Genomic DNA, 24134 nt, shown 5'->3' on the forward strand with positions numbered 1-24134 from the left:
GGAAGTATTCTCCATGAAAAGAATTCACATTGTTGCAGCGATCATTTTTAACCAAGACAAATCGCAGATCTTCATCACCAAGCGTCCAGATGATAAGCATAAAGGCGGCTTTTGGGAGTTTCCCGGAGGGAAAGTCGAGCCTGATGAAAGCATAGAGCAAGCGATGATTCGTGAGTTAGATGAAGAAATAGGTATTCGTGTAACAGAGCAGACATTGTTCGAGCACTTAGAGTTTGACTACCCAGATAAGTCTTTGAAGTTTGATTTTATCCTCGTAACAGCTTTTGAAAATGAACCTTATGGAAAAGAAGGCCAGGAAGGGCTTTGGGTTGACGTTGGCAATTTGCCTGAATATGCCTTTCCTGAGGCCAACGTACCTATCCTTGAGCGCGTGGTACAAGAGTTTTCTTTGTAGTTTACAACGCTGCCAATCGTAGTAAATCATTGCTCATTCTAGCTTGTTAAAATACTCGATGACTGCGTTAAAAATTTTGATCGTAGAGCTGCTACTTATCAAAAATTATTGTCTTGCCATCAAGCATTTTTCCTACGCTAGCTCTGAACACTTATTTACTGTGATTGGCATAAGTATCTTGTGGTTCTCAAGGTATGTTGTTAGTTTAAAAAGATTCAGCGAAACGAAGAAAACTCGTCATCCATATAAGGAGATAAAACGCAATGGTTCGTATTGCAATTGCAGGGGCAGCAGGCCGCATGGGCCGTAACTTAGTTAAGGCTTCTCATCATAATCAGGAAGCATCGGTATCGGCGGGATCAGAGCGCCCCGAGTCTTCATTGGTCGGTGTTGATATCGGCGAACTTTGTGGAGAAGGGAAATTTGATGTCGTACTGACGGATGATCTTGCTAAAGAAGTGGATAACTTTGATGTCATCATCGATTTTACTGCACCAGTAAGTACCCTGGCGAACCTTGAGTTGTGCAAACAGCATGGTAAGAGCATTGTTATTGGTACTACCGGCTTTAGCGATGAGGAACGAGCGCTTATCGATGAAGTTTCAAAACAGGTTCCTGTCGTGATGGCTCCGAATTACTCTGTGGGTGTGAACTTAGTCTTCAAACTGTTGGAGAAAGCGGCCAAAGTGATGGGGGACTACTGTGATATCGAGATTGTCGAAGCGCACCACCGCCATAAAGTAGATGCACCATCTGGTACCGCAATCGGTATGGGAGAGGCAATTGCCGGTGCGATGGGTAACAAGCTTAATGATGTGGCTGTTTATGCGCGTGAAGGTATCACCGGTGAGCGAACCAAAGATGAAATTGGTTTCGCGACCATTCGTGCCGGAGATATTGTCGGTGAGCACACGGCAATGTTTGCTGATATTGGTGAGCGTGTTGAAATCACCCACAAAGCGACTGATCGTATGACATTCGCAAATGGTGCGGTGAAAGCTGCTGTCTGGTTGAGTTCGAAACCGGCTGGATTCTATACCATGACCGATGTACTGGGTTTGAATGAACTATAAATACATAATTATTCGCCGGCGGAAGCCGGCTTTTTTATGTTCCTTGATAACAATGTAAAAAAAATGATGTGTTAAGGCCGCATATGCGGGGTTGGTTTCTTGTTGTTTTTGTTTGTTTGGGTGTGTTTTTTGTTTGTAACGTCTAAAAGTTGGTGTTGTTTTTGTTTGATTAACGTTTGCGTAAAAATATCATAATTTTTTGTGATCTATAGAAAGTTCAAATTTGTAAAATTCACAAAAACACCGCCTATCTCCATTTAGAGATGCCTAAAACTTGCTATTTTGGGGCTTACTCTGTTCAAACGAGCTTACTGACCAGAAATTGATAATTTATTTTTGATTGTAGGTTGACAGATATCAACTCCATCTTTAGAATACCGCCAATTTGTCTGAAGTACCTATTTATGTCAATTTGATAGGGAAAGAAAGGCATTTTTGCAGTTTGATTTATTTTTTTGCATTTTTATTCTGGAGGTTGTCTTGGGTAAATTAGCACTGTTAGTCCTACAAGATGGGACAGTGTTCCGCGGAGTGTCCATTGGGGCAGATGGCGTATCCGTCGGTGAAGTTGTTTTCAATACCTCAATGACGGGGTATCAAGAAATCCTCACTGATCCTTCTTATTCTCAACAAATCGTTACTCTTACTTATCCTCACATTGGCAATACCGGAACCACTTCCGAAGATGAAGAATCCTCTTCAATTCATGCACAAGGCCTTGTGATTCGCGACCTTCCTCTTATCGCTTCTAACTTCCGTAATGAACAATCACTGTCTGATTACCTTAAATCACAAAATATCGTTGGTATCGCTGATATTGATACGCGCAAACTGACTCGTATCTTGCGTGAGAAAGGTGCGCAGAATGGTTGCATCGTTGCAGGTGACAATCTGGACGAGGCTTTAGCGCTGGCAAAAGCGAAAGAGTTCCCTGGTCTGAAAGGAATGGACCTGGCGAAAGTTGTGACAACTAAAGAAGCGTACCAATGGAAACAAGGTTCGTGGACTCTTGAAGGTGGACTTCCAGAAGCGAAAGATGACAGCGAGTTGCCATACCATGTTGTTGCATACGACTTCGGTGCGAAACGCAACATTCTACGCATGCTGGTTGACCGCGGCTGCCGCTTAACAGTTGTACCGGCTGAAACATCAGCAGAAGAAGTACTTGCTCTTAATCCAGATGGTGTTTTCCTGTCGAATGGCCCTGGTGACCCAGAACCATGTACTTATGCAATTGAAGCGACAAAAGTATTCCTGGAAAAAGGCTTACCAATCTTCGGTATCTGTCTTGGCCACCAAATCCTGGCGTTGGCGTCTGGTGCTAAAACTGTGAAGATGAAGTTTGGCCACCATGGTGCTAACCACCCGGTAAAAGATTTAGACCGTAATGTTGTGATGATTACTTCTCAAAACCACGGTTTTGCGGCAGACGAAGCAACATTACCAGAAAACTTACGTGCTACTCACGTATCGCTATTTGATGGCTCTTTACAGGGTATTCACCGTACAGATAAGCCAGCATTTAGCTTCCAAGGTCACCCAGAAGCGAGCCCGGGTCCACATGACGCGGCACCGCTATTTGACCACTTTATCGAACTAATCAAAAAACACAGCGCTTAATTCGGAGTAGTAGATAATGCCAAAACGTACTGACATTCAAAGTATTCTAATTCTTGGTGCTGGTCCGATTGTTATCGGTCAGGCATGTGAGTTTGACTACTCTGGCGCACAAGCGTGTAAAGCTCTTCGTGAAGAAGGCTACCGAGTTATCCTGGTTAACTCTAACCCAGCAACAATCATGACTGACCCTGAAATGGCAGATGCGACTTACATCGAGCCGATTCAGTGGGAAGTGGTACGCAAGATCATCGAAAAAGAACGCCCGGACGCGGTATTGCCTACTATGGGCGGTCAGACGGCGCTTAACTGTGCTCTGGATCTAGAGAAGCACGGCGTTCTGAAAGAGTTCGGCGTAGAGATGATTGGTGCAACGGCAGATGCGATTGATAAAGCAGAAGACCGTTCTCGCTTCGATAAAGCGATGAAGTCTATCGGCCTTGAGTGTCCTCGTGCTGATACAGCGAAGACTATGGAAGAAGCTTACAAAGTTTTAGACATGGTTGGCTTCCCTTGTATCATCCGTCCATCATTTACGATGGGTGGTACTGGTGGTGGTATCGCGTACAACAAAGAAGAGTTTGAAGAAATCTGTCGTCGTGGTCTGGATCTTTCTCCGACTAACGAACTTCTTATCGATGAATCTCTTATCGGCTGGAAAGAGTACGAAATGGAAGTAGTTCGCGACAAAGCGGACAACTGTATCATCGTATGTTCAATCGAAAACTTCGACCCAATGGGCATCCACACTGGTGACTCAATCACAGTAGCACCAGCACAGACACTGACTGACAAAGAATACCAGCTAATGCGTAACGCATCGCTAGCGGTTCTGCGTGAAATCGGTGTTGAGACAGGTGGTTCAAACGTACAGTTTGGTATCAACCCGAAAGATGGCCGTATGGTTATCATCGAGATGAACCCACGTGTATCCCGTTCTTCTGCTCTGGCATCAAAAGCAACAGGTTTCCCAATCGCTAAGATTGCAGCGAAACTGGCTGTTGGCTTTACTCTGGACGAGCTGCAAAACGACATTACAGGTGGTGCAACTCCGGCATCATTCGAACCTACTATCGACTACGTAGTGACCAAGATTCCTCGTTTTAACTTCGAGAAATTTGCTGGCGCTAACGACCGTCTGACTACTCAGATGAAGTCAGTTGGTGAGGTAATGGCGATTGGTCGTAACCAACAAGAATCTCTGCACAAAGCACTGCGTGGCCTGGAAGTCGGCGCGACTGGCTTTGATGAAATGGTTGACCTTGAAGCACCTGACGCACTGACTAAGATTCGTCATGAGCTTAAAGAAGCAGGCGCAGAGCGTATCTGGTACATCGCTGATGCATTCCGTGCTGGCATGTCAGTAGATGGCGTGTTCAATCTAACTAACATCGATCGTTGGTTCCTGGTTCAAATCGAAGAACTAGTGAAGATGGAAGAGCAAGTGAAAGCGGGCGGTTACGCTGGCTTGACTAAAGATGTTCTTCGCCAGATGAAGCGTAAAGGTTTCTCTGACGCGCGTCTGTCTAAACTACTTGGTGTGGCTGAAAGTGAAATCCGCCGTGCTCGTGAGCAGTTCGACATTCACCCAGTTTACAAGCGTGTGGATACTTGTGCCGCTGAGTTCTCTTCTGATACGGCTTACATGTACTCATCTTACGATGAAGAGTGTGAAGCAAACCCGACAGACAAAGACAAGATCATGGTTCTTGGCGGCGGTCCAAACCGTATCGGTCAAGGCATTGAATTTGACTACTGCTGTGTACACGCATCATTAGCACTACGCGAAGACGGTTACGAAACCATTATGGTTAACTGTAACCCAGAAACAGTATCTACGGATTACGACACGTCTGACCGTCTGTACTTCGAACCAGTAACTCTGGAAGATGTACTGTCTATCGCTCGTGTTGAAAAACCAAAAGGTGTGATTGTTCAGTACGGTGGTCAAACACCACTTAAACTGGCTCGTGCCCTGGAAGCTGCTGGTGTGCCAATCATCGGTACTAGCCCAGATGCTATCGACCGCGCAGAAGACCGTGAGCGTTTCCAAGCGGCAGTTGAGCGTCTAGGTCTGCTACAACCACAAAACGCAACAGTAACGGCGATGGAACAAGCGGTAGAGAAGTCGAAAGAGATCGGTTTCCCATTGGTTGTTCGTCCATCTTACGTACTAGGCGGTCGTGCGATGGAAATCGTATACGACGAGCAAGACCTACGTCGCTACTTTAACGAAGCTGTAAGTGTATCGAATGAGTCTCCAGTACTACTGGACCGTTTCCTAGATGACGCGACTGAAGTTGATATCGACGCTATCTGTGATGGTGAGCGCGTGGTTATCGGCGGTATCATGGAGCATATCGAGCAAGCCGGTGTTCACTCAGGTGACTCAGCATGTTCACTTCCTGCTTACACGCTAAGTCAGGAAATCCAAGACAAGATGCGTGAGCAAGTTGAGAAGCTGGCGTTTGAACTTGGTGTACGTGGTCTGATGAACACTCAGTTCGCAGTGAAAGACAACGAAGTTTACCTAATCGAAGTTAACCCTCGTGCTGCGCGTACGGTTCCATTCGTATCGAAAGCAACAGGTGCACCACTAGCGAAAATCGCTGCACGTGTAATGGCGGGTCAATCTCTAGAGTCACAAGGATTTACTAAAGAGATTATTCCTCCTTACTACTCAGTGAAAGAAGTGGTTCTGCCGTTCAACAAGTTCCCTGGCGTTGACCCGCTATTGGGCCCAGAAATGCGCTCAACAGGCGAAGTTATGGGCGTTGGTGCAACATTCGCAGAAGCTTACGCGAAAGCGGAACTAGGTTGTGGTGCGGTTTACCCTGAAGGTGGTCGAGCGCTGCTATCTGTGCGTGAAGGCGATAAAGAGCGAGTTGTTGACCTGGCTTCTAAGCTAGTGAAACTAGGCTACCAGCTGGACGCGACACACGGTACTGCAGTGATTCTGGGCGAAGCGGGTATCAACCCACGTCTGGTAAACAAGGTACACGAAGGTCGTCCACACATTCTTGACCGCATCAAGAACAACGAATACACCTACATCGTGAACACGGCTGCTGGTCGTCAAGCGATTGAAGATTCGAAAGTTCTACGTCGCGGTGCACTGGCAGAGAAAGTGAACTATACAACAACGCTAAACGCTGCGTTTGCAACTTGTATGTCTCACACTGCGGATGCGAAAGCCTCAGTGACTTCTGTGCAAGAGCTACACGCGAAAGTGAAAGCAAGTCTGGAAGCGTAATAAATAAAAATCAGTAAGCCCGGAAAACAGGGCTTATATGACAACCTCATTGCCCGCTCTTTTGAGCGGGCTTTTTTATGTCTTTAATTCGTTAAGTAAATTTGGAACAGTAGCTATTGAATCTTTCCTTTTGTCCTTTTTCGGATTAGTGATACCGTTGCTCTCTTTTTGGTATCTGTTTGACAAGGAAGCATAAGTGGAAGTCACGTTAGAAGTTTTAGCCGCACTGTTTTTTGTGGCGTCAGTGGCCGGGTTTATTGATGCAATGGCGGGTGGGGGCGGTTTGTTGACTCTTCCCGCACTGTTGGCCTCGGGTCTTAGTCCGACTCAGGCTCTGGCTACCAATAAACTGCAAAGCTCATTCGGTAGTTTTTCCGCTAGCTGGTATTTTGTGCGTAACGGTATTGTCAGTCTCAAAGAGATGCGGGTTGCCATCTTATGTACTTTCATCGGCTCCGCAGTCGGAGCTGAGGCAGTGCAGTTTATCGATGCAGGTGTTCTTACCAGCTTAATACCTGCATTACTGATCGCTATCTCACTTTATTTTTTACTCGCACCAACAACGAAAAAAGCGGGTGGAGATCCAAAAGTTTCAGAGGCAATGTTTGCGCTTTGTGTTGGTGGTGGTGTGGGTTTTTATGACGGATTTTTCGGGCCGGGAACTGGCTCAATATTCACCGTTTGTTTTGTAGCGCTGGGTCACTTTTCTTTAGTCGATGCAACCGCACGTACCAAAGTTCTTAACTTTACGTCTAATATAGCTGCCTTGTTATTCTTTATTTTCGCTGGTTTGCCGGTATGGGAGATTGGTCTGACTATGGCTGTTGGCGGCTTTATCGGAGCTCAGTTTGGAGCGAAGGTGGTGGTGACGAAAGGTCAAAAGTGGATTCGGCCTTTAGTGATTACGATGTCGATGCTGATGGCTATAAAACTTCTTTGGCAGCAACATCAGCAGTGGTTATTATCCATGTTTTAACCTGTTGATAGCGATAGACGCTGCGGAGTAGGCAGTTCAGAACTAAAAAAGCCGACTTAACTGTCGGCTTTAAACAATAAACAACTTGGTCGTTTCTAGCGATTAATCGCAAATGTCGGTAAGGACAGGTGCCAGCGGATCGCGCCAAGACGAATAATCAATGTTGAAATTACACCTGCAAGTAACGCAACGGAATGTTCATATCCCATGGCGAGCGCAGTTGTATGGAATACGCCGCCAATAATACATGCGGTAGCGTATACTTCACTTCTGAGCACCATTGGGACTTCACGAGCCAGTACATCGCGGATGATACCGCCGCCACATCCAGTAATAACCCCCATAATGACAGCAACCATTCCAGAAGCGTTGTAAGCCAGTGCTTTTTCTACTCCAATACCGACAAAGACTGCGAGCCCAATAGCGTCACAGACGGGAAGTACCCACCAGGAGATTCGTTTCGGGCGGCGTACTAATAGCATGGTAAGCAGGCAGGTAATAAAAATTACCCACAAATAGGTCGTATCTGTGATCCAAAATACGGGTGTGGCACCAAGTGCCATATCTCGGATTGTGCCGCCACCAATGGCGGTGACACTACCAAGCACAACAACTCCGAATGGATCCATTTTCAATCGGCCCGCAAGTAAAACACCAGATATGGCAAAAATAGCGGTACCGAATAAATCGATCATATAGAGCAGCATGGAATCCATGTTACTTGGAACCTTTAAAAGAGTGATAGAAAATGGCCAGGAATTGTACGGTATTTGTCATGAAAACGTTAGCGTTTTTGGCGTACGTTTTCAAAATGTTCGCAAACCTCTGTGATGGCTTTGAGGGTTCTGGGGGTTGGTCGGTTGAGCCAGTCAGAGTTTAATGACCAAACATGACCATTCTTTAATGCAGTAAGCTCACTTTTCCATTCTGACCACATACCGTCATCACTCATTGCATGCGGTGAAGTGAAAATGACATCAGGCTGGCGGGTAATCACTTGTTCTATGCTGACCTGGGGGTAGGGTGAGCTGGACTGGGTAAAAATGTTTTCGCCGCCACAAAAGGTGAACACCTCACTTGGCCAGTTTTTACCCGCAACCGTAATGATCGGTTTTTCACTCAGTTGATAAAAGTAGCGTACTTTAGTCTCAGTGTTGTATTTCATTCGTAGCGTATCTAGCTGAGCCCGAAATTCTTGAGCTGCGTTTTGTCCGATTTGTGGATTCTCGCTGTACTGGCTCAATTTTTCGATGTTGCTGGCAATATCTTGCAGCGAGTTTGTGGTTATGTAGTAAACCGGTACATCAAACTGTTTTAGTTTATCGACTTCTTTAGCCGGATTTCCTGTCGGCCAGACAAGCACCAGATCTGGCTCAAGTGCCAGTATTCGCTCTAGTTTTAAGCCTTGGTAATTAGCCACTCTCTCCAGCTCTTTTGCTTGTTCTGGGTAATCGCTCATTTCACTTACCGCGACCAGTTTGTCTCCTAACCCGGCAGCATAGGCAATTTCTGTTGCGTGAGGCGCTAAACTTATTACTTTTTTTACCGGCTCGCTAGCTACCGTAATTGATGAAAATGCCAGCGAAAACAATACAGTAAGTTTGTACATCATAATCCTTGATGAATAAGTCCGAGAAGCAGACTTTCGATAACAAGCCACGCAAATATACGCCAAACCAGCAGGGTTTGAATCTGAGACAGGTGCAGGGCAGAAGGCGCAATACGTCCACCAATTCTCGCTCGCTCGGTACGTGTTCCCTGGTAAAAAGCGGGGCCACCTAAAGAGAGCTGTAACTTGTGTCCGACACAACAAAGTAGCCACGAAGGGCCCGGCAATGGCCAGGATTTTACCTGGTGTTTCATGCCACTGGTTACCCTTGATAAATCCTTGCCAGCAGCAACAAACAGAGCGAACAAGCGCATCGGAATAACTTCAAGTGCTGCGAGCAACTGAATCACGGGCTTACCAAATGGAGCGTATTGCTTACGACTCGGTGACCACGTACGTGCAAGTTCAGCGATGAGCCGGTAAACAAAAGCACCAATACCACCAGTCAACGCATACCAGAACAGCACGCAAACGACATTTCGGCCATACCCCATAATAATGGTTTCCGCTCCGGCTTTTCCTATTCCCAGAAGCGAGAGGCTGTCCGTATCACGATTGATATATGGCTTTAACTTCTGACGACACTGAGCTTTGTTCTCTTGCGACATGCCTTTAACCAGTTGTTGGGTAAGAGCCTCAGTGCTGCGCCAGTCTAATGCTAGGAGTAAGAGCGCTAATTCGTACAGAGGTGCTTGCCATACCAATGGTTTTAAAGCCAGCAGCACGATCAAGCAAGGTAATACCATCACCAAGGTGGCTAGGCTGCCTGATAACAGACTCTGTGAATAGCTATGGTGGCGATTTACCTTACCGGCAAGCTGCTCGGCCATCATGCGCCATAAAGTCATGGGGTGAGCGGAGCGGGGGATAGGTAAAATGAGATGAAATAGCAGTGCGCCCCACATTACAAGGAGCGCACCATTGGCATAAAATTGCTGAAAAACTTCTTGCATGAATGGTTTGGTTTACTTCGCTAGCCTGATTTATTTCACCAACTCTAGCATTTTGAATACCATTTCTGAGGAGCTTTTCGCCGCAAGAGGTAAGAACTCTTCGAAGCTCATTGGTGATTCTTTGTCTGCTACATCCGAAATAGCGCGTACCACTACGAATGGTGTATTGAACTGGTGACAAGTTTGAGCAATGGCTGATGCTTCCATTTCGACTGCGATTACAGACGGGAAGTGCTGGCGAATAAATGCCTGACGTTCTGCCGTACAGACGAAAGCGTCACCAGTACAGATCAGGCCGCGAACCGCATGGGTGTTTTCCATCTGAGCTAGCGCTTTTTCTGCCAGGTCCATTAACTTGTCGTCAGCTTTAAATGCCGCTGGCTGACCCGCCATTTGCCCCATTTCGTAACCGAATGCTGTCACATCGGCATCGTGGTGGCGAACTTCGGTTGAGATAACGACATCACCCAGATTTAGGCTGGAATCAAAACCACCAGCTGAGCCTGTGTTAATTACTACGTCTGGTTGGTGCTCATCAAGAAGGATTGTGGTGCCGATAGCAGCAGCAACTTTACCGATACCTGACTGTAGTAAAACGACATCTACATCGTTAATCTGACCAGCGAAAAACGTACAACCTGCTTTGTTAACTGTCTGGCAGTTTGTCATAGCTTCTTTCAGGATGGTCACTTCTTGTTCCATCGCACCGATGATACCAACTTTCATAACACTCTCTTTGGGTAAAATATTTGTTGGGCGAGAGTATAGCACTCTCTCCTATTAGTTTTCTATTTGATGAGAGCGGCGTCAGAGAGCTCTTTACGCAATTGGTTGGCTCGCTTTCTGTTAACACCAAAATCGGAGTATCCGAGTCGGGATTCAGAACGCACCACCAACTTACCGTCAGTGATCTTTAACTCCAGGTCATCAACAAAACGCATGATCTTGGATGTGCATTCTATGCGCAGATAATCGTCTTCTTTTACTGCTGTTTTGGACCCCGGTAACTTGAGCGCCGCTTGTTCTATGGCATCGAGTGTTGCTGATTCAGTGAGAATGAACGGCTCAAGATAGTGCTCTTCACGCGGGTCTTGGGTAGAAACGCAGTTTGGCTTATTACCACATGGCGTTTGAGAACGATCGGTCGTCATAGGTACTCCTTGGCTGCACGCTGTTAAGCCGAGTAAAGTGATGGTAAGAAGGGTGGTTGTTTTCATAGTGTTGATTCCTTGCCGTAGGAACTCATTTAATTGGTTTGTTGTAATTATATGTAATAAAAGAAAAAAGGACCCGTTGTTAGGGTCCTTTTTGAGATTATTTACGTTAAAACTCTAGACTTCGAGGTAATCGAGGATGCCCTCAGCGGCTTTTCGGCCTTCGTCGATGGCGGTAACCACCAGATCAGAGCCGCGTACAGCATCTCCGCCTGCAAAGATCTTTTCATTACTGGTTTGGTACTGGAACTCTTGCTCTAGTGGCGCTTTGATGCGGCCCCACTGATCCAGGTCGACATTGAATGGTGTTAACCAGTCCATCTGATGAGGCTGGAAACCAAATGCCATGATCACCGCGTCAGCAGCTAACACATGCTCACTACCTTCGACAGGTTCTGGACGACGACGGCCAGCTTCATCAGGTTCACCCAGTGCGGTTTTCACTACTTTTACACCAGTTACCTTACCGGATGCATTAATTTCCAGACCCAGAGGTTGAAGGTTGAACATGAATTTCACGCCTTCTTCCTTGGCATTTTTTACCTCTCGGCGGGAACCCGGCATGTTGGCTTCGTCACGGCGATAGGCACAAATTACGTTAGATGCTCCCTGGCGGACAGAGGTACGCACACAGTCCATCGCAGTATCACCACCACCGAGTACGACCACTTTTTTACCAGCCATATCGATAAATGGCTGGTTGTGTTTCAGATCCATCACTTTGTAAGTGTTGGAAATCAAAAACGGCAGAGCGTCATAAACACCCGGCGCATCTTCATTTTCCAGACCTGCGCGCATGTACTTGTAGGTGCCTACACCAAGGAAAACCGCGTCGTATTCATCAAGCAGCTCTTGCATCTGCACATCCTGACCGACTTCCACATTCATACGGAACTCTACACCCATCTCAGTAAAGACGCGGCGACGGTTTTCCATTACCCCTTTTTCGAGTTTGAATGAAGGGATACCGAAGGTCAGCAGGCCGCCAATTTCCGGGTAGCGGTCAAACACCACAGGCTTAACACCGTTACGGACTAAGATGTCCGCAGCTGCCAAGCCTGCTGGCCCAGCACCAATAATGGCGACTTTTTTGTCCGTCCATTCTACTTTGGACATGTCTGGCTTCCAGCCCATTTCGAATGCTTTATCAGTGATGTACTTCTCGATGTTACCTATGGTTACAGCACCAAAGTCATCATTAAGTGTGCATGACCCTTCACATAAGCGGTCTTGCGGGCAAACACGGCCACAGACTTCCGGCAGGCTGTTGGTTTGATGGGATAATTCAGCCGCTTCCAGAATTCGTCCCTCATTGGCCAGTTTGAGCCACTGAGGGATGTAGTTATGCACCGGACACTTCCATTCGCAGTATGGGTTACCGCAATCCAGGCAACGATCAGCCTGTGCCGTCGCTTGCTGTTTAGTGAACGGCTCGTATATTTCGACAAACTCAATCTTACGAATCTTAATAGGCTTCTTTGCCGGATCTACGCGTTGAACATCGATAAATTGGTAAACGTTCTGACTCATGATTCAAACATCCTCCATGATTTATTGGGCTTGAACGCGCAGTTCAGCAGCGCTGCGGCTTTGGTGACCAAGCAGGGTATTTAAGTCCGCCGCCTGAGGTTTCACCAGGTAGAACTTCGGAATCCATTTATCGAAGTTCGCCAGAATATGCTCTGCGTGACTAGAGCCGGTTTCTTCCAGGTGCTCTGCAATCAGGCCACGAAGGTGTTCCTGGTGTATGTACAGGTCAGAAAGTGAAATCGCTTCAACCGATTCGTTGTTTACTCGGCCCTGGAAGCTTTGGTTCTCATCCAGAACGTAGGCAAAACCACCGGTCATACCTGCACCGAAGTTCACCCCTGTCGCACCAAGAATGGCAACAATACCACCTGTCATGTATTCACACGCATTATCGCCGGCACCTTCGATGACAGCTATTGTGCCCGAGTTACGCACACCAAAACGTTCGCCTGCTTTACCTGCGGCAAACAGTTTACCGCCTGTCGCGCCATACAAACAGGTGTTACCGATAATGGTTGCCTCGTTACATTTGAACGCGGTACCTAAATGAGGCTTGATAACAATCTTACCGCCAGCCATACCTTTACCGACGTAGTCGTTGGCATCACCAGTCAGGTACAGATCGACGCCGCCAGCGTTCCACACACCAAATGATTGACCTGCCGTTCCGTCTAAATGCAGCTTAATCGGAGTTGCTGCCATGCCTTGGTTTCCATAGCGTTTCGCGATTTCACCTGACAGGCGAGCACCGATTGAGCGATCGGTGTTAATTACGTTGTAATACAGGCTGGCTGAACGGCCTTCTTCCACGGCGCTAATGGCGTCGTCGACAATTTTCTGGTTCAGCTCCGCTTTATCAAATGGTGCATTCGGCTCTGTCCAGAAAAGAGGATGACCTTCCGGAGAAACAGGTGCTTCCAGAATGTTAGACAAATCTAGCTTAGTCTGTTTGGCTGTGAAGCCTTCAACGGTTTCGAGCAGGTCTGTACGGCCAATCAGGTCGGTGAGCTTTTCTACGCCGAGTTCAGCCAGCAAGCCACGAACTTCTTCTGCAAGGCCGGTGAAGTAGTTAATCACCATTTCTGGCAAACCTTTGAAGTACTCTTTACGCAGCGTTTCATCCTGAGTCGCCACACCTGTCGCACAGTTGTTTAAGTGACAGATACGCAAGAATTTACAGCCCATCGCAACCATAGGTGCAGTACCAAAGCCGAAGCTCTCTGCCCCTAAGATAGCTGCTTTAACGACGTCTAAACCTGTTTTCAGACCACCATCGACCTGCAAGCGGATCTTATGACGCAGACCATTAGCAACCAGAGCTTGTTGAGTTTCAGCGAGGCCAAGTTCCCAAGGGCTACCGGCGTATTTCACTGAGGTGAGTGGGCTTGCTGCAGTACCACCGTCATACCCTGAATGGTAATAAGGTCAGCATAAGCTTTTGCTACGCCAGTGGCGATAGTACCAACGCCTGGTTCAGAGACGAGTTTCACCGAAACCAGCGCTTTCGGGTTAACTTGTTTCAGGTCGAAGATCAGCTGCGCCAAATCCTCAATCGAATAAATATCGTGGTGCGGAGGAGGAGATATTAGTGTCACCCCTTGCACTGAGTAACGAAGTTTAGCTATCTCTGCCGTCACTTTGTGTCCCGGTAGCTGACCACCTTCACCCGGTTTCGCCCCTTGTGCGACCTTGATTTGCAGAACATCTGCATTGGTTAGGTAGTGCGGCGTTACGCCAAATCGGCCTGATGCAATTTGTTTGATTCGTGAGTTACGCTCGGTACCGAAACGGCGTGGGTCTTCACCGCCCTCACCAGAGTTAGAGTAACCGCCAAGTCGGTTCATTGCGGTCGCAAGCGCCTCGTGCGCTTCCGGACTTAACGCCCCGATAGACATGGCCGCAGAATCGAAACGTTTGAACAGATCAACTTTCGGCTCCACTTTATCCAGAGGTAATGGTGTGTCGGCTTTTTTCAATGTCATCAAATCACGCAGCATGGCAACCGGACGCTGGTTCACGTGTTTGGCGTAAGTTTGATAATCATTAATTTCACCAGATTTCACTGCTTGTTGCAGTGTGCTTACTACGTCAGGGTTGTAAGCATGATACTCACCACCATGGACGTATTTCAGCAAACCACCATGTTCGATAGATTTGCGTTTTGCCCAGGCTTTCCGCGACAGGTTGGTTAAATCCTGCTGGAAGTCGTCAAAGTTAGCACCTGCAATACGCGTAGTGACACCTTTGAAACAAAGATCGACAACTTGCTGGCTTAATCCGACCGCTTCAAATAACTGAGAACAGCGGTAGGAAGCAATGGTGGAGATGCCCATTTTAGACATGATCTTGTACAGACCTTTATTGATGCCGTACTGGTAGTCCTGCATCACATCACGATAGTCTTTATCTAGTACGCCATCATCAATCATTTTACCCAGCGTTTCATACGCTAAGTACGGGTAGACTGCCGTCGCACCAAAGCCAAGTAATACCGCGAACTGGTGCGGATCACGCGCGGTTGCTGTTTCTACCACGATATTTGCATCGCAACGTAAATTTGCGTCAGCCAGACGAGTTTGTACGGCCCCTACTGCCATAGCTGCCGGGATAGGTAATCGGCCTTTCACCAGAGCACGGTCAGAGAGTACGACCAGAACGGTACCTTCACGAACCACTTGTTCGGCTTGATCACATAAGAATTTAATAGCCTCTTCAAGGCTGCGTTCTTTCGGGTCGTAGTTAATATCAAGAATCGTATTGCGATAGTGATCGTCACTTAACCCAAGCAGTTGCTGCATATCTGAATATAGAAGAACTGGTGAATCGAAGGTGACTCGATGTGCGTGTCCGTCTGTTTCACAGAAAACATTCATCTCTTGGCCAATGCTAGTCGCCAGTGACATCACATGTTTTTCACGCAAAGGATCGATTGGCGGGTTGGTGACCTGAGCAAATTTCTGACGGAAGTAATCCGTTACGAGACGTTCTTTAGAAGAGAGTACGGCCATCGGGGTGTCATCACCCATGGAGCCGACTGCTTCTTGTCCCATTTCACCGAGAACACGCAATACTTGATCAATTTCTTCGTTGGTCATGGCGAACTGCTTTTGATAACTCTTAAGCAAATCTTCATCAAAGCTACGCTCACCGACCTGATCTTCTGGAAGTTCGGAGAACGGCGTCAGAGTGCGCACGTTATTCTCCATCCATTCCCGGTATGGATGACGGCTTTTCAGATCATTATCGATTTCGCTCGATTGCCACAGTTTGCCTTTTCGGGTATCGATAACTAAAAGTTCACCCGGTCCAACGCGGCCTTTCTGTGCAACTTCATCTGGTGCGTAGTCCCAAATTCCTATCTCAGAGGCCAGAGTGATTAACTTATCTTTAGTTATAACATAGCGGGCAGGACGCAAGCCGTTACGGTCAAGGTTACATGCCGCATAACGACCATCGGATAATACGATACCTGCAGGGCCATCCCATGGTTCCATGTGCTTAGAGTTGAAGTCATAAAAAGCTCGTAAGTCCTGATCCATATCCGGGTGATTCTGCCAAGCTGGTGGCACAAGCATTCGCATTGCGCGGAAGATATCCATACCGCCTGCCAAAAATAGATCCAGCATATTATCTAGGCTGGAAGAGTCAGAGCCGGTTTCATTCACGAACGGCGCAGCGGTTTGCAGATCCGGTAGCAGTGGAGATGAGAATTTGTATGCACGCGCACGCGCCCACTGGCGGTTACCCTCAATGGTATTGATCTCGCCATTGTGTGCCAGATAACGGAACGGTTGTGCGAGTGGCCAGCGAGGCTGAGTGTTGGTCGAGAAACGTTGGTGGAATAGACAGATCGCAGATTCCATACGTAGATCGGCAAGATCTAGATAGAAACGCGGCAGATCCGCAGGCATACACAGACCTTTATACACTAGAACTTGTGTTGATAAGCTACAGATATAGAAATCCGGATCTTCCGTGATCTGCTTTTCAATACGACGACGAGCGATATACAGACGGCGTTCAATATCTCGTTCACGCCATCCCGCCGGCGCCGATATAAATACTTGCTGAATATGTGGCACTGAGTGCAGGGCGATAGGCCCAAGTACTTCAGAATTTGTCGGAACTTCTCTCCAGCCAGCGACAGTCAGCGTTTCCTGAGTTAGCTCTTTGTTGACGATGTCTCGAGCTTGTTGAGCTTTGATAGGGTCTTGGCTAAAGAAAATCATCCCCACGGCATATTGCTTGCCAAGGTTAAAACCATTTTCTTCTGCGACTAGGCGTAGATAGGAATCGGGCTTTTGTAATAGAAGACCACAACCATCACCGGTTTTACCATCGGCGGCGATACCACCTCGGTGGGTCATACGGTCAAGTGCAGAAATTGCTGTACGAACCAGCTTGTGGCTTTGTTCGCCTTCCATATGAGCGATCAAGCCAAATCCACAGTTGTCTTTCTCAAGACTTGGATCATAAAGAGCCATTGCAATTCTCCCTTTGCTTATCTGTCATCCCGACAGATATATCAACACTGCTTATGTTGATAGTGATGACTAACTATGTGTCATTTTTATTGTTTTATGAATTTCTATTCAGTAATTTCTATGAAATATTTAACAAAATTAGCCTGTTTTATTTTCATTAACTTCACAAGCTATAGCTTATTGTAAAAAAGGTCAAGTTATTAGTGGATAATCATGTGAATAAGGGATTTCCCATTTAATTGGCTGAATTTATTCAATGTTTTCAAATGGATAGGAATTTGATTGTTACAATAAAGTAACATTTAATGCTAGGGAGGATAAAAAAGACCAGCATTAAATGCTGGTCAAAATAGAAAGATTGGAAGGAATTGTTTTCTTTCTCAGTCAACAGCCGACAATATATTTAAAATCTGCGAGTGAACTAGAAAGAGGGGAGTGTGTCTCCCCCTTTGTTATGCTGAAAGCATCAGCGAGTTTGCTTTCGCTTCCAGATGGGTTCCACCCATCAGGTATTCATCGACAGCGCGGGCACACTCACGACCTTCGTTGATACAACGAACGACAAGTGACTGACCAGTACGCATATCGCCGGCTGCAAATACGCCTTCTTGATTGGTTGCAAAGCCTTGAGTTGCAACGTTACCACGTTCATCAAGAGCAATATCCAGCTGAGCCAGAACTCCAGTTGGTTCCGGATGTAAGAAACCCATCGCTAGGAAAGCCATATCACATGGAATCACTCGCTCACTGCCTTCTACTTCTTTAAAGTTCGGGCGTTCGCCGGGTTTTGCATCTTCCCATACGATATCGGCAATACGCAGACCGGTCACTTCACCTTTATCATTACCAACGAACTCTTTGGTCAGAATATTCCAGTGACGATCCACCCCTTCTTCGTGAGAAGTAGAAGTACGCAGGATCATTGGATACTGAGGCCAAGGCATATTCGCCGGACGTTTCTCTGGTGGAACAGGCATGATCTCGACCTGAGTCACGCTCGCTGCACCGTGTCGGTTTGATGTTCCTACACAGTCTGAGCCTGTATCACCGCCACCGATGACCACAACATGTTTGCCTGCTGCGTGAATCTCTTCACCTTTAAGATCCATGTTATTTGCTCGGCGGTTGTTTTGACCAAGGAACTGCATCGCGAAGTAAACACCGTTTAGCTCACGTCCGGGAACTGGAAGATCACGAGGAACCGTTGAACCACCAGTCAGAAGTACCACATCGTATTCCTGACGCAATTGCAGAGCGTTTACATCGACACCAACGTGTTGGTTTACTCTGAATTCAACACCTGCTTCTGCCATCAGATTGATCTTACGATCAATCACTTCCATGCTTAGTTTAAAGTCTGGAATGCCAAAACGCAGTAGACCACCGACTTTCTCATCGCGTTCAAATACTGTCACGGAGTGACCTGCACTGTTCAACTGCTCTGCCGCTGCAAGGCCAGCAGGGCCAGAACCGATGATAGCAACGGTTTTACCAGTGCGAGAACGTGGTGTTTTCGGTTTGGCGTATCCTTCACGGTACGCTGTTTCTACGATGGTTTTCTCAATATTACAGATAGTAATTGGATCTTGGTTAATACCGAGTACACAAGCGCTTTCACATGGTGCAGGACATACACGACCCGTAAACTCAGGGAAGTTGTTTGTCGAGCTCAAAATGTTCCACGCTTCTTCCCAGCTGTCACGATAAACTGCATCGTTGAATTCCGGAATGATATTACCAATCGGGCATCCATTATGACAAAACGGCACGCCACAATCCATACAGCGAGAAGCCTGAGTATTGATTTTGCTACCAAACTCCTCGTTCAGAACGAACTCTTTGTTGTTCTTGATACGTTCAGCCGGGTCGATCTTTTGTGGAAGTTCGCGACCATGCTCTAAAAATCCAGTAGGCTTACCCATTACACTGCCTCCGCTTGAGTTTCATTTCCTTGAGACTGCGCCTCAGCTTTACGCTTTTGAAGTACCGCTTTGTAATCGCGTGGCATCACCTTAACCATAGAGGCCAGGCTTGCTTCAAAATTGTCTAAGAAAGACTGAGCAACTTCACTTCCTGTGAATTGAACATGCTTAGTCAGCATGTCGAGTAACAGATCTTTGTCTTCTTGTTCGATAGGATCCAAGTCAACGAGTTCTGGGTTCAGTTTTGACTCGAAGTCACCTGATTTATCCCACACGTACGCTACACCACCGCTCATACCAGCAGCAAAGTTGCGACCTGTTGAACCTAGGATGATAGCTGCACCACCAGTCATGTATTCACAGCCGTGGTCACCCACGCCTTCAACCACAACTTTTGCGCCAGAGTTACGAACACAGAAACGCTCACCAGCCATACCGCGGATGAAAGATTCACCAGAGGTTGCACCATAGAAACATACGTTACCTACGATGATGTTGTCCTCAGCAACAATGCTTGAATTCGCATCTGGATACAGTACTAAGGTACCGCCAGACAAGCCTTTACCCCAGTAATCGTTAGCGTCACCTTCAACTTCGAACTTCACACCTTTCGCAAGGAAGGCACCGAAAGACTGACCTGCAGAACCTGTGAACTTCACGTTCATTGGTTGAGGCAGCCCCTGATCTTTGTAGACTTTCGAAATTTCATTCGACAACATAGTACCCGCAGAGCGGTCAGTGTTGACGATAGGGAACTCAGCGCTGACAGCTTCACCTTTCTCAAGAGCCGGAATAGCCGCTTGGATCAGTTTACGGTCAAGTACCGCTTCAAGGTTATGGTTCTGTACCGTTTGGTTGTGTACACCGTCCGCTTCACGTGGTTGCTCAACGTGTAGAACAGGAGATAGATCCAAGTTCTTGTATTTCCAGTGTGAAACGTCTTGGCGAACACGAAGTTTCTGGCCTTGGCCAACCATTTCATCGATAGTACGGAAACCAAGTTCCGCCATGATTTCACGAAGACCTTGAGCCATGTATTGGAAGAAGGTCACAACGTCTTCTACGCGGCCATCAAAGCGTTCACGCAGAGTTTTGTTCTGAGTTGCGATACCCACTGGACAGGTGTTTTTATGACACTTACGCATCATGATACAGCCTTCAACAACCAATGCGGCGGTTGCCACGCCCCATTCTTCAGCACCTAATAGAGTTGCGATTGCAAGGTCACGTGGTGTCTTCATTTGGCCGTCAGCCTGTACAACGATACGGTTACGTAGACCGTTCTTCAGAAGTGTCTGGTGTGTTTCTGCCAAACCTAGCTCCCAAGGAAGGCCGGTGTGACGAATAGAAGACATTGGTGAAGCACCTGTACCACCATCGAAACCAGCGATCAGTACCACGTCCGCTTTCGCTTTCGCTACACCAGATGCGATGGTACCAACACCCGCTTCAGAGACGAGTTTCACGTTAACACGGCCAGCACGGTTCGCGTTTTTCAAATCGTAGATCAGCTGAGCCAAATCTTCGATCGAGTAGATATCGTGGTGCGGCGGTGGAGAAATCAGGCCTACACCTGGAGTCGAGTGACGAGTTGCACCGATCCAGTCATCCACTTTATCACCTGGTAGCTGACCACCTTCACCTGGTTTCGCACCTTGAGCCATCTTGATCTGAAGCTCTTCAGCGTTAGTAAGGTAGTAAGACGTCACGCCGAAACGGCCCGATGCAACCTGTTTGATTGCTGAGCGTTCCCAGTCGCCATTCTCTTTACGCTCGAAGCGCATAGGGTCTTCGCCACCTTCACCAGAGTTGGATTTCGCGCCTAGGCGGTTCATCGCAACAGCCAGTGTTGAGTGAGCTTCGTAAGAGATTGAACCGAATGACATTGCACCCGTTGCGAAACGCTTAACGATAGTTTCAAGTGGTTCAACTTCGTCGATAGAGATAGAACCTGCCGGGTTCTTAATGAATTCTAGCTGGCTGCGTAGTGTAACGGCATCATCGCCTTGTTTATCTACTGCGCTCGCGTACTGCTTGAACTGATCGTAGTCTTTATTACGAGTCGATTGTTGCAGCAGAGAAATTGTTTCTGGGTTGAACAGGTGTTTTTCACCACGTTGTTTCCACTGGTAAACACCGCCTACATCAAGCATCTGAATTGGGATTTCACGTTGTGGGTAGCCCACACGGTGACGTACCAAAACTTCTTTCGCGATATCGTCCAGAGTCAGACCTTGGATGCGAGAAACCGTACCAGTAAAGTATTTATCAACAACAGACTTGTGAATACCAAGTGCTTCAAAGATTTGCGCGCCATGGTAAGACTGTAGCGTTGAGATACCCATCTTAGAGAAGATCTTCAGCAGACCACCGTTGATTGCTTTACGGTAATTGTTGAACAAATCGCGCGGATTCGCTTCAGGATCGAGCTTCTTGGTACGCTGTAATTCGATGATGGTTTCAATAACCAGGTAAGGGTTAACCGCGTTCGCGCCGTAACCGATCAATGTTGCGAAGTGGTGTGTCTCACGTGCATCACCTGTTTCAACGACAATATCACACTTCGCACGCAGACCCTTACGGATAAGATGGTGGTGAACTGCGCCTACTGCCAGCATTGCCGGAATTGCTGCGTGGTTAGAGTTAACTGCACGGTCTGTCAGCACGATGATAGAGTAACCATCAACCACGGCATCTTCTGCGTATTGGCAAATACGTTTCAGTGCACGTTCTAACTTACCTTTGTCTTCACTGGCCTGGAATACAATATCCAGCGTTTTCGCTTGCAGGTGTTCGTTATCGATAGCACGCAGTTTTTCAAGCTCAGAGTTAGCCAGTACAGGTGATTCAAGCTCAACTTTCTGACAGTGAAGCGGTGTCTCCGTCAGTAGGTTTTGGTCTTTACCAAGGTAAGTGTTCAGCGACATAACCATACGCTCACGGATCGGGTCGATCGGTGGGTTAGTCACCTGAGCAAATAATTGCTTAAAGTAGTTCGACAGATGCTGAGACTGGTGAGACAGAACTGCTAGCGGCCAGTCGGCACCCATTGCAGATAGTGGCTCTTTAGCATCATTTGCCATCGGAACGATGATTTCATTCACTTCTTCTGAGCTCACACCAAACGCTTGTTGGCGGTGTAGTAGACGCTCTGGAGAAGGCTGACTGAACTGGTTGCTGGCATCTGGCAGTTTTTTCAAGCTCAGCAGGTTGTCTTTCACCCACTGCTCATAAGGCTGTGAATTTGCGATGGTATCTTTCACTTCTTCATCAGAAATGATGCGACCTTGTTCCAGGTCCGCAACAAAAATACGACCAGGTTGAAGACGACCGCGGAACTCAACATTTTCTGGTGCGATGTCCACAACGCCAGATTCTGAAGCCATAACCAGGAAGTTGTCTTTCGTCACTGTGTAGCGAGACGGACGCAGACCATTTCGGTCAAGGGTTGCACCGACCTGAACGCCATCTGTAAAACATACCGATGCCGGGCCGTCCCATGGTTCCATGATATTCGCGTGGTACTGATAGAAAGCACGACGCTTAGGATCCATGTTTTTGTTTTCTTGCCATGCTTCAGGGATCAGCATCATCAGCGCGTGTGGCAGGCTACGACCAGAAAGAACCAGGAGCTCTAGTGCCATATCGAAGTTTGATGAATCTGAGCTGCCTTCCTGACAGATAGGAAGAAGCATGTCTATTTCAGCCTGAGTAAACAGGTCTGATTCGATGATCGCTTCACGGGCTTTCATCCAGTTCAGGTTACCGCGAACTGTGTTGATCTCACCGTTGTGGGCGATGTAACGGAAAGGCTGTGCAAGACGCCATTTCGGGAAGGTATTGGTAGAGAAACGCGAGTGTACCAGTGCCAGTGCGGTCACCATGGTCGGGTTTTGCAGATCCAGGAAGTACTGAGGTACTTGCTCGGTTGTTAACTGACCTTTGTACACTAATGTCTTGTATGACATTGAGTTGATGTAGAAGTCGTCACCAATATTCGACACGCTTTCCAGGCAAACTCGTACGGTGTAGTTACGCAATACATACAGTTTGCGCTCTAGTTCTTCCGGAGTGATACCAGGGCCGCCAGAAATAAACACGTGCTCAAACTGAGGCTCTGTGCTTAGCGGATCGGCACCAATCATAGAGTTGTCGGTTGGTAGCACGCGGTAACCGATAACTTCAAGATCCAGGCGTTTGGCATTACGCTCCAGAATGTCACGGCACTGTTCACGTTTGTATTCGTCTTTCGGGAAAAGAACGACACCAACGCCATATTTGTCGAAAGAAGGCAGTTTAATGCCTAGTTTGACGGCTTCTTCTAATAGAAACTCATGAGGTTTCTGTAGCAGGATACCTGCGCCATCACCGCTGCAAGGGTCACAACCCTGACCGCCACGGTGTTCCATGCGTGCCAGCATATCCAATGCCTGAGTTACTACTTCATGAGATTTACGGTTTTTAAGGTGAGCAACAAAACCGATACCACAAGCGTCATGCTCCAGTTCAGGAGTGTACAGACCCTGTGAGTTTTGCTCTATATCTACCATAGATACATCCTTCCAGTTCAATGTGGACGCGAAAACTCCAGACAGACTAGGCCTGCCCAGGCACATTTTTTACGCGTCTTGTCCTTTATATTTATGATTCGCCACCGATCGAGGTTGACCAGTCTTGAGTCCTTTCCGTATCTCGCAGAAAAAGTATTGCGAGAAAAACAATCCTTGGTGATATCTCTTTATTATTTGCCACTTCTTGGTGACTTATATAGGTAGGAGTGAGGTAACACCAACAAATCCCGAAGTCCGTGTTGTAATCTAAACCACAAAAAGCAACGGGGTTGCGTAAGTATCCTACAATTTTGTTACTTAAGAATGCAATGAAAAGTCGACATTGTGACCCATTTTTTTTGTTTAAATATGCATAATTTGTTTAACAATTGTGCAACATGGGTGTTTTTTTTATGTATTTATGCAGGTTTGTTGATTTTACCCTGCTTAAGTGGCGTTTGAATTGACTAAAATTATGTATTTTTCTTGCAGGGATGTAACTTACTTACATAAACCGCAGTGAGATTGATTGCGGTTT

At 47.1% G+C, this 24134-nt stretch carries 13 protein-coding genes and 1 pseudogene; 5 read left to right on the forward strand and 9 right to left on the reverse strand.

Annotated features, from left to right (window positions below; genetic code table 11):
- Positions 1 to 13 precede the first annotated feature (13 nt).
- The 5 genes from mutT to KHN79_RS02250 all read left to right on the forward strand — a co-directional run bounded on the left by mutT (position 14) and on the right by KHN79_RS02250 (position 7334).
- On the forward strand, positions 14 to 415 hold the full coding sequence (mutT, locus tag KHN79_RS02230) for an 8-oxo-dGTP diphosphatase MutT (protein WP_182009555.1): 402 nt from the start codon (positions 14 to 16) through the stop codon (positions 413 to 415).
- Between the two features lie 263 nt (positions 416 to 678).
- Positions 679 to 1488 (forward strand): 4-hydroxy-tetrahydrodipicolinate reductase, encoded by an 810-nt coding sequence (gene dapB, locus KHN79_RS02235; protein ID WP_182009553.1) that lies wholly within the window; start codon positions 679 to 681, stop codon positions 1486 to 1488.
- A 480-nt stretch (positions 1489 to 1968) separates the two neighbouring features.
- A complete protein-coding gene (carA, locus tag KHN79_RS02240) occupies positions 1969 to 3108 on the forward strand; it encodes a glutamine-hydrolyzing carbamoyl-phosphate synthase small subunit (RefSeq protein ID WP_182009551.1) in 1140 nt (379 codons plus the stop codon).
- Positions 3109 to 3124: 16 nt separating this feature from the next.
- Complete coding sequence (gene carB / locus KHN79_RS02245; RefSeq protein ID WP_140254890.1) at positions 3125 to 6358, forward strand: carbamoyl-phosphate synthase large subunit; 3234 nt, start codon at positions 3125 to 3127, stop codon at positions 6356 to 6358.
- A gap of 196 nt (positions 6359 to 6554) precedes the next feature.
- Complete coding sequence (locus tag KHN79_RS02250; RefSeq protein WP_182009549.1) at positions 6555 to 7334, forward strand: TSUP family transporter; 780 nt, start codon at positions 6555 to 6557, stop codon at positions 7332 to 7334.
- A gap of 95 nt (positions 7335 to 7429) precedes the next feature.
- Here KHN79_RS02250 and KHN79_RS02255 read toward each other — a convergent pair whose 3' ends face one another.
- The 9 genes and pseudogenes from KHN79_RS02255 to gltB (KHN79_RS02295) form a co-directional block, all read right to left on the reverse strand.
- Complete coding sequence (locus KHN79_RS02255; RefSeq protein WP_182009547.1) at positions 7430 to 8050, reverse strand: TRIC cation channel family protein; 621 nt, start codon at positions 8048 to 8050, stop codon at positions 7430 to 7432.
- Between the two features lie 68 nt (positions 8051 to 8118).
- Positions 8119 to 8943 carry a vitamin B12 ABC transporter substrate-binding protein BtuF gene (btuF, locus tag KHN79_RS02260; RefSeq protein ID WP_182009545.1) on the reverse strand — a complete coding sequence of 275 codons (825 nt, stop codon included), beginning with the start codon at positions 8941 to 8943 and terminating at the stop codon, positions 8119 to 8121.
- Positions 8943 to 9896, reverse strand: coding sequence for a cobalamin biosynthesis family protein (locus KHN79_RS02265; RefSeq protein ID WP_182009543.1), 954 nt, complete (start codon positions 9894 to 9896; stop codon positions 8943 to 8945). The genes btuF and KHN79_RS02265 overlap by 1 nt, the downstream gene beginning before the upstream one ends.
- A gap of 30 nt (positions 9897 to 9926) precedes the next feature.
- A complete protein-coding gene (gene mtnN, locus KHN79_RS02270; RefSeq protein WP_182009541.1) occupies positions 9927 to 10622 on the reverse strand; it encodes a 5'-methylthioadenosine/S-adenosylhomocysteine nucleosidase in 696 nt (231 codons plus the stop codon).
- Positions 10623 to 10684: 62 nt separating this feature from the next.
- Positions 10685 to 11113 carry a DUF1499 domain-containing protein gene (locus KHN79_RS02275; RefSeq protein WP_182009539.1) on the reverse strand — a complete coding sequence of 143 codons (429 nt, stop codon included), beginning with the start codon at positions 11111 to 11113 and terminating at the stop codon, positions 10685 to 10687.
- Between the two features lie 114 nt (positions 11114 to 11227).
- Positions 11228 to 12640, reverse strand: coding sequence for an FAD-dependent oxidoreductase (locus KHN79_RS02280; protein WP_182009537.1), 1413 nt, complete (start codon positions 12638 to 12640; stop codon positions 11228 to 11230).
- 21 nt (positions 12641 to 12661) lie between these two features.
- Positions 12662 to 17124 (reverse strand): annotated as a pseudogene (gene gltB, locus KHN79_RS02285) (glutamate synthase large subunit).
- Between the two features lie 452 nt (positions 17125 to 17576).
- Complete coding sequence (locus KHN79_RS02290; RefSeq protein ID WP_182009535.1) at positions 17577 to 19046, reverse strand: glutamate synthase subunit beta; 1470 nt, start codon at positions 19044 to 19046, stop codon at positions 17577 to 17579.
- Positions 19046 to 23596 carry a glutamate synthase large subunit gene (gene gltB / locus KHN79_RS02295; protein ID WP_182009533.1) on the reverse strand — a complete coding sequence of 1517 codons (4551 nt, stop codon included), beginning with the start codon at positions 23594 to 23596 and terminating at the stop codon, positions 19046 to 19048. The genes KHN79_RS02290 and gltB (KHN79_RS02295) overlap by 1 nt, the downstream gene beginning before the upstream one ends.
- Positions 23597 to 24134 lie beyond the last annotated feature (538 nt).

The organism is Vibrio sp. B1FLJ16 (assembly GCF_905175385.1).
GTDB lineage: Bacteria > Pseudomonadota > Gammaproteobacteria > Enterobacterales > Vibrionaceae > Vibrio.

Excerpts from the sequence above, each read along its gene's own strand:
- KHN79_RS02265 (WP_182009543.1), bottom strand. The coding sequence starts at position 9,896 with ATGCAAGAAGTTTTTCAGCAATTTTATGCCAATGGTGCGCTCCTTGTA.
- KHN79_RS02255 (WP_182009547.1), bottom strand. The coding sequence starts at position 8,050 with ATGGATTCCATGCTGCTCTATATGATCGATTTATTCGGTACCGCTATT.
- gltB (WP_182009533.1), bottom strand. The coding sequence starts at position 23,596 with ATGGTAGATATAGAGCAAAACTCACAGGGTCTGTACACTCCTGAACTG.
- carB (WP_140254890.1), top strand. The coding sequence starts at position 3,125 with ATGCCAAAACGTACTGACATTCAAAGTATTCTAATTCTTGGTGCTGGT.
- btuF (WP_182009545.1), bottom strand. The coding sequence starts at position 8,943 with ATGTACAAACTTACTGTATTGTTTTCGCTGGCATTTTCATCAATTACG.
- mtnN (WP_182009541.1), bottom strand. The coding sequence starts at position 10,622 with ATGAAAGTTGGTATCATCGGTGCGATGGAACAAGAAGTGACCATCCTG.
- KHN79_RS02280 (WP_182009537.1), bottom strand. The coding sequence starts at position 12,640 with ATGAGTCAGAACGTTTACCAATTTATCGATGTTCAACGCGTAGATCCG.
- dapB (WP_182009553.1), top strand. The coding sequence starts at position 679 with ATGGTTCGTATTGCAATTGCAGGGGCAGCAGGCCGCATGGGCCGTAAC.
- KHN79_RS02275 (WP_182009539.1), bottom strand. The coding sequence starts at position 11,113 with ATGAAAACAACCACCCTTCTTACCATCACTTTACTCGGCTTAACAGCG.
- KHN79_RS02290 (WP_182009535.1), bottom strand. The coding sequence starts at position 19,046 with ATGGGTAAGCCTACTGGATTTTTAGAGCATGGTCGCGAACTTCCACAA.
- mutT (WP_182009555.1), top strand. The coding sequence starts at position 14 with ATGAAAAGAATTCACATTGTTGCAGCGATCATTTTTAACCAAGACAAA.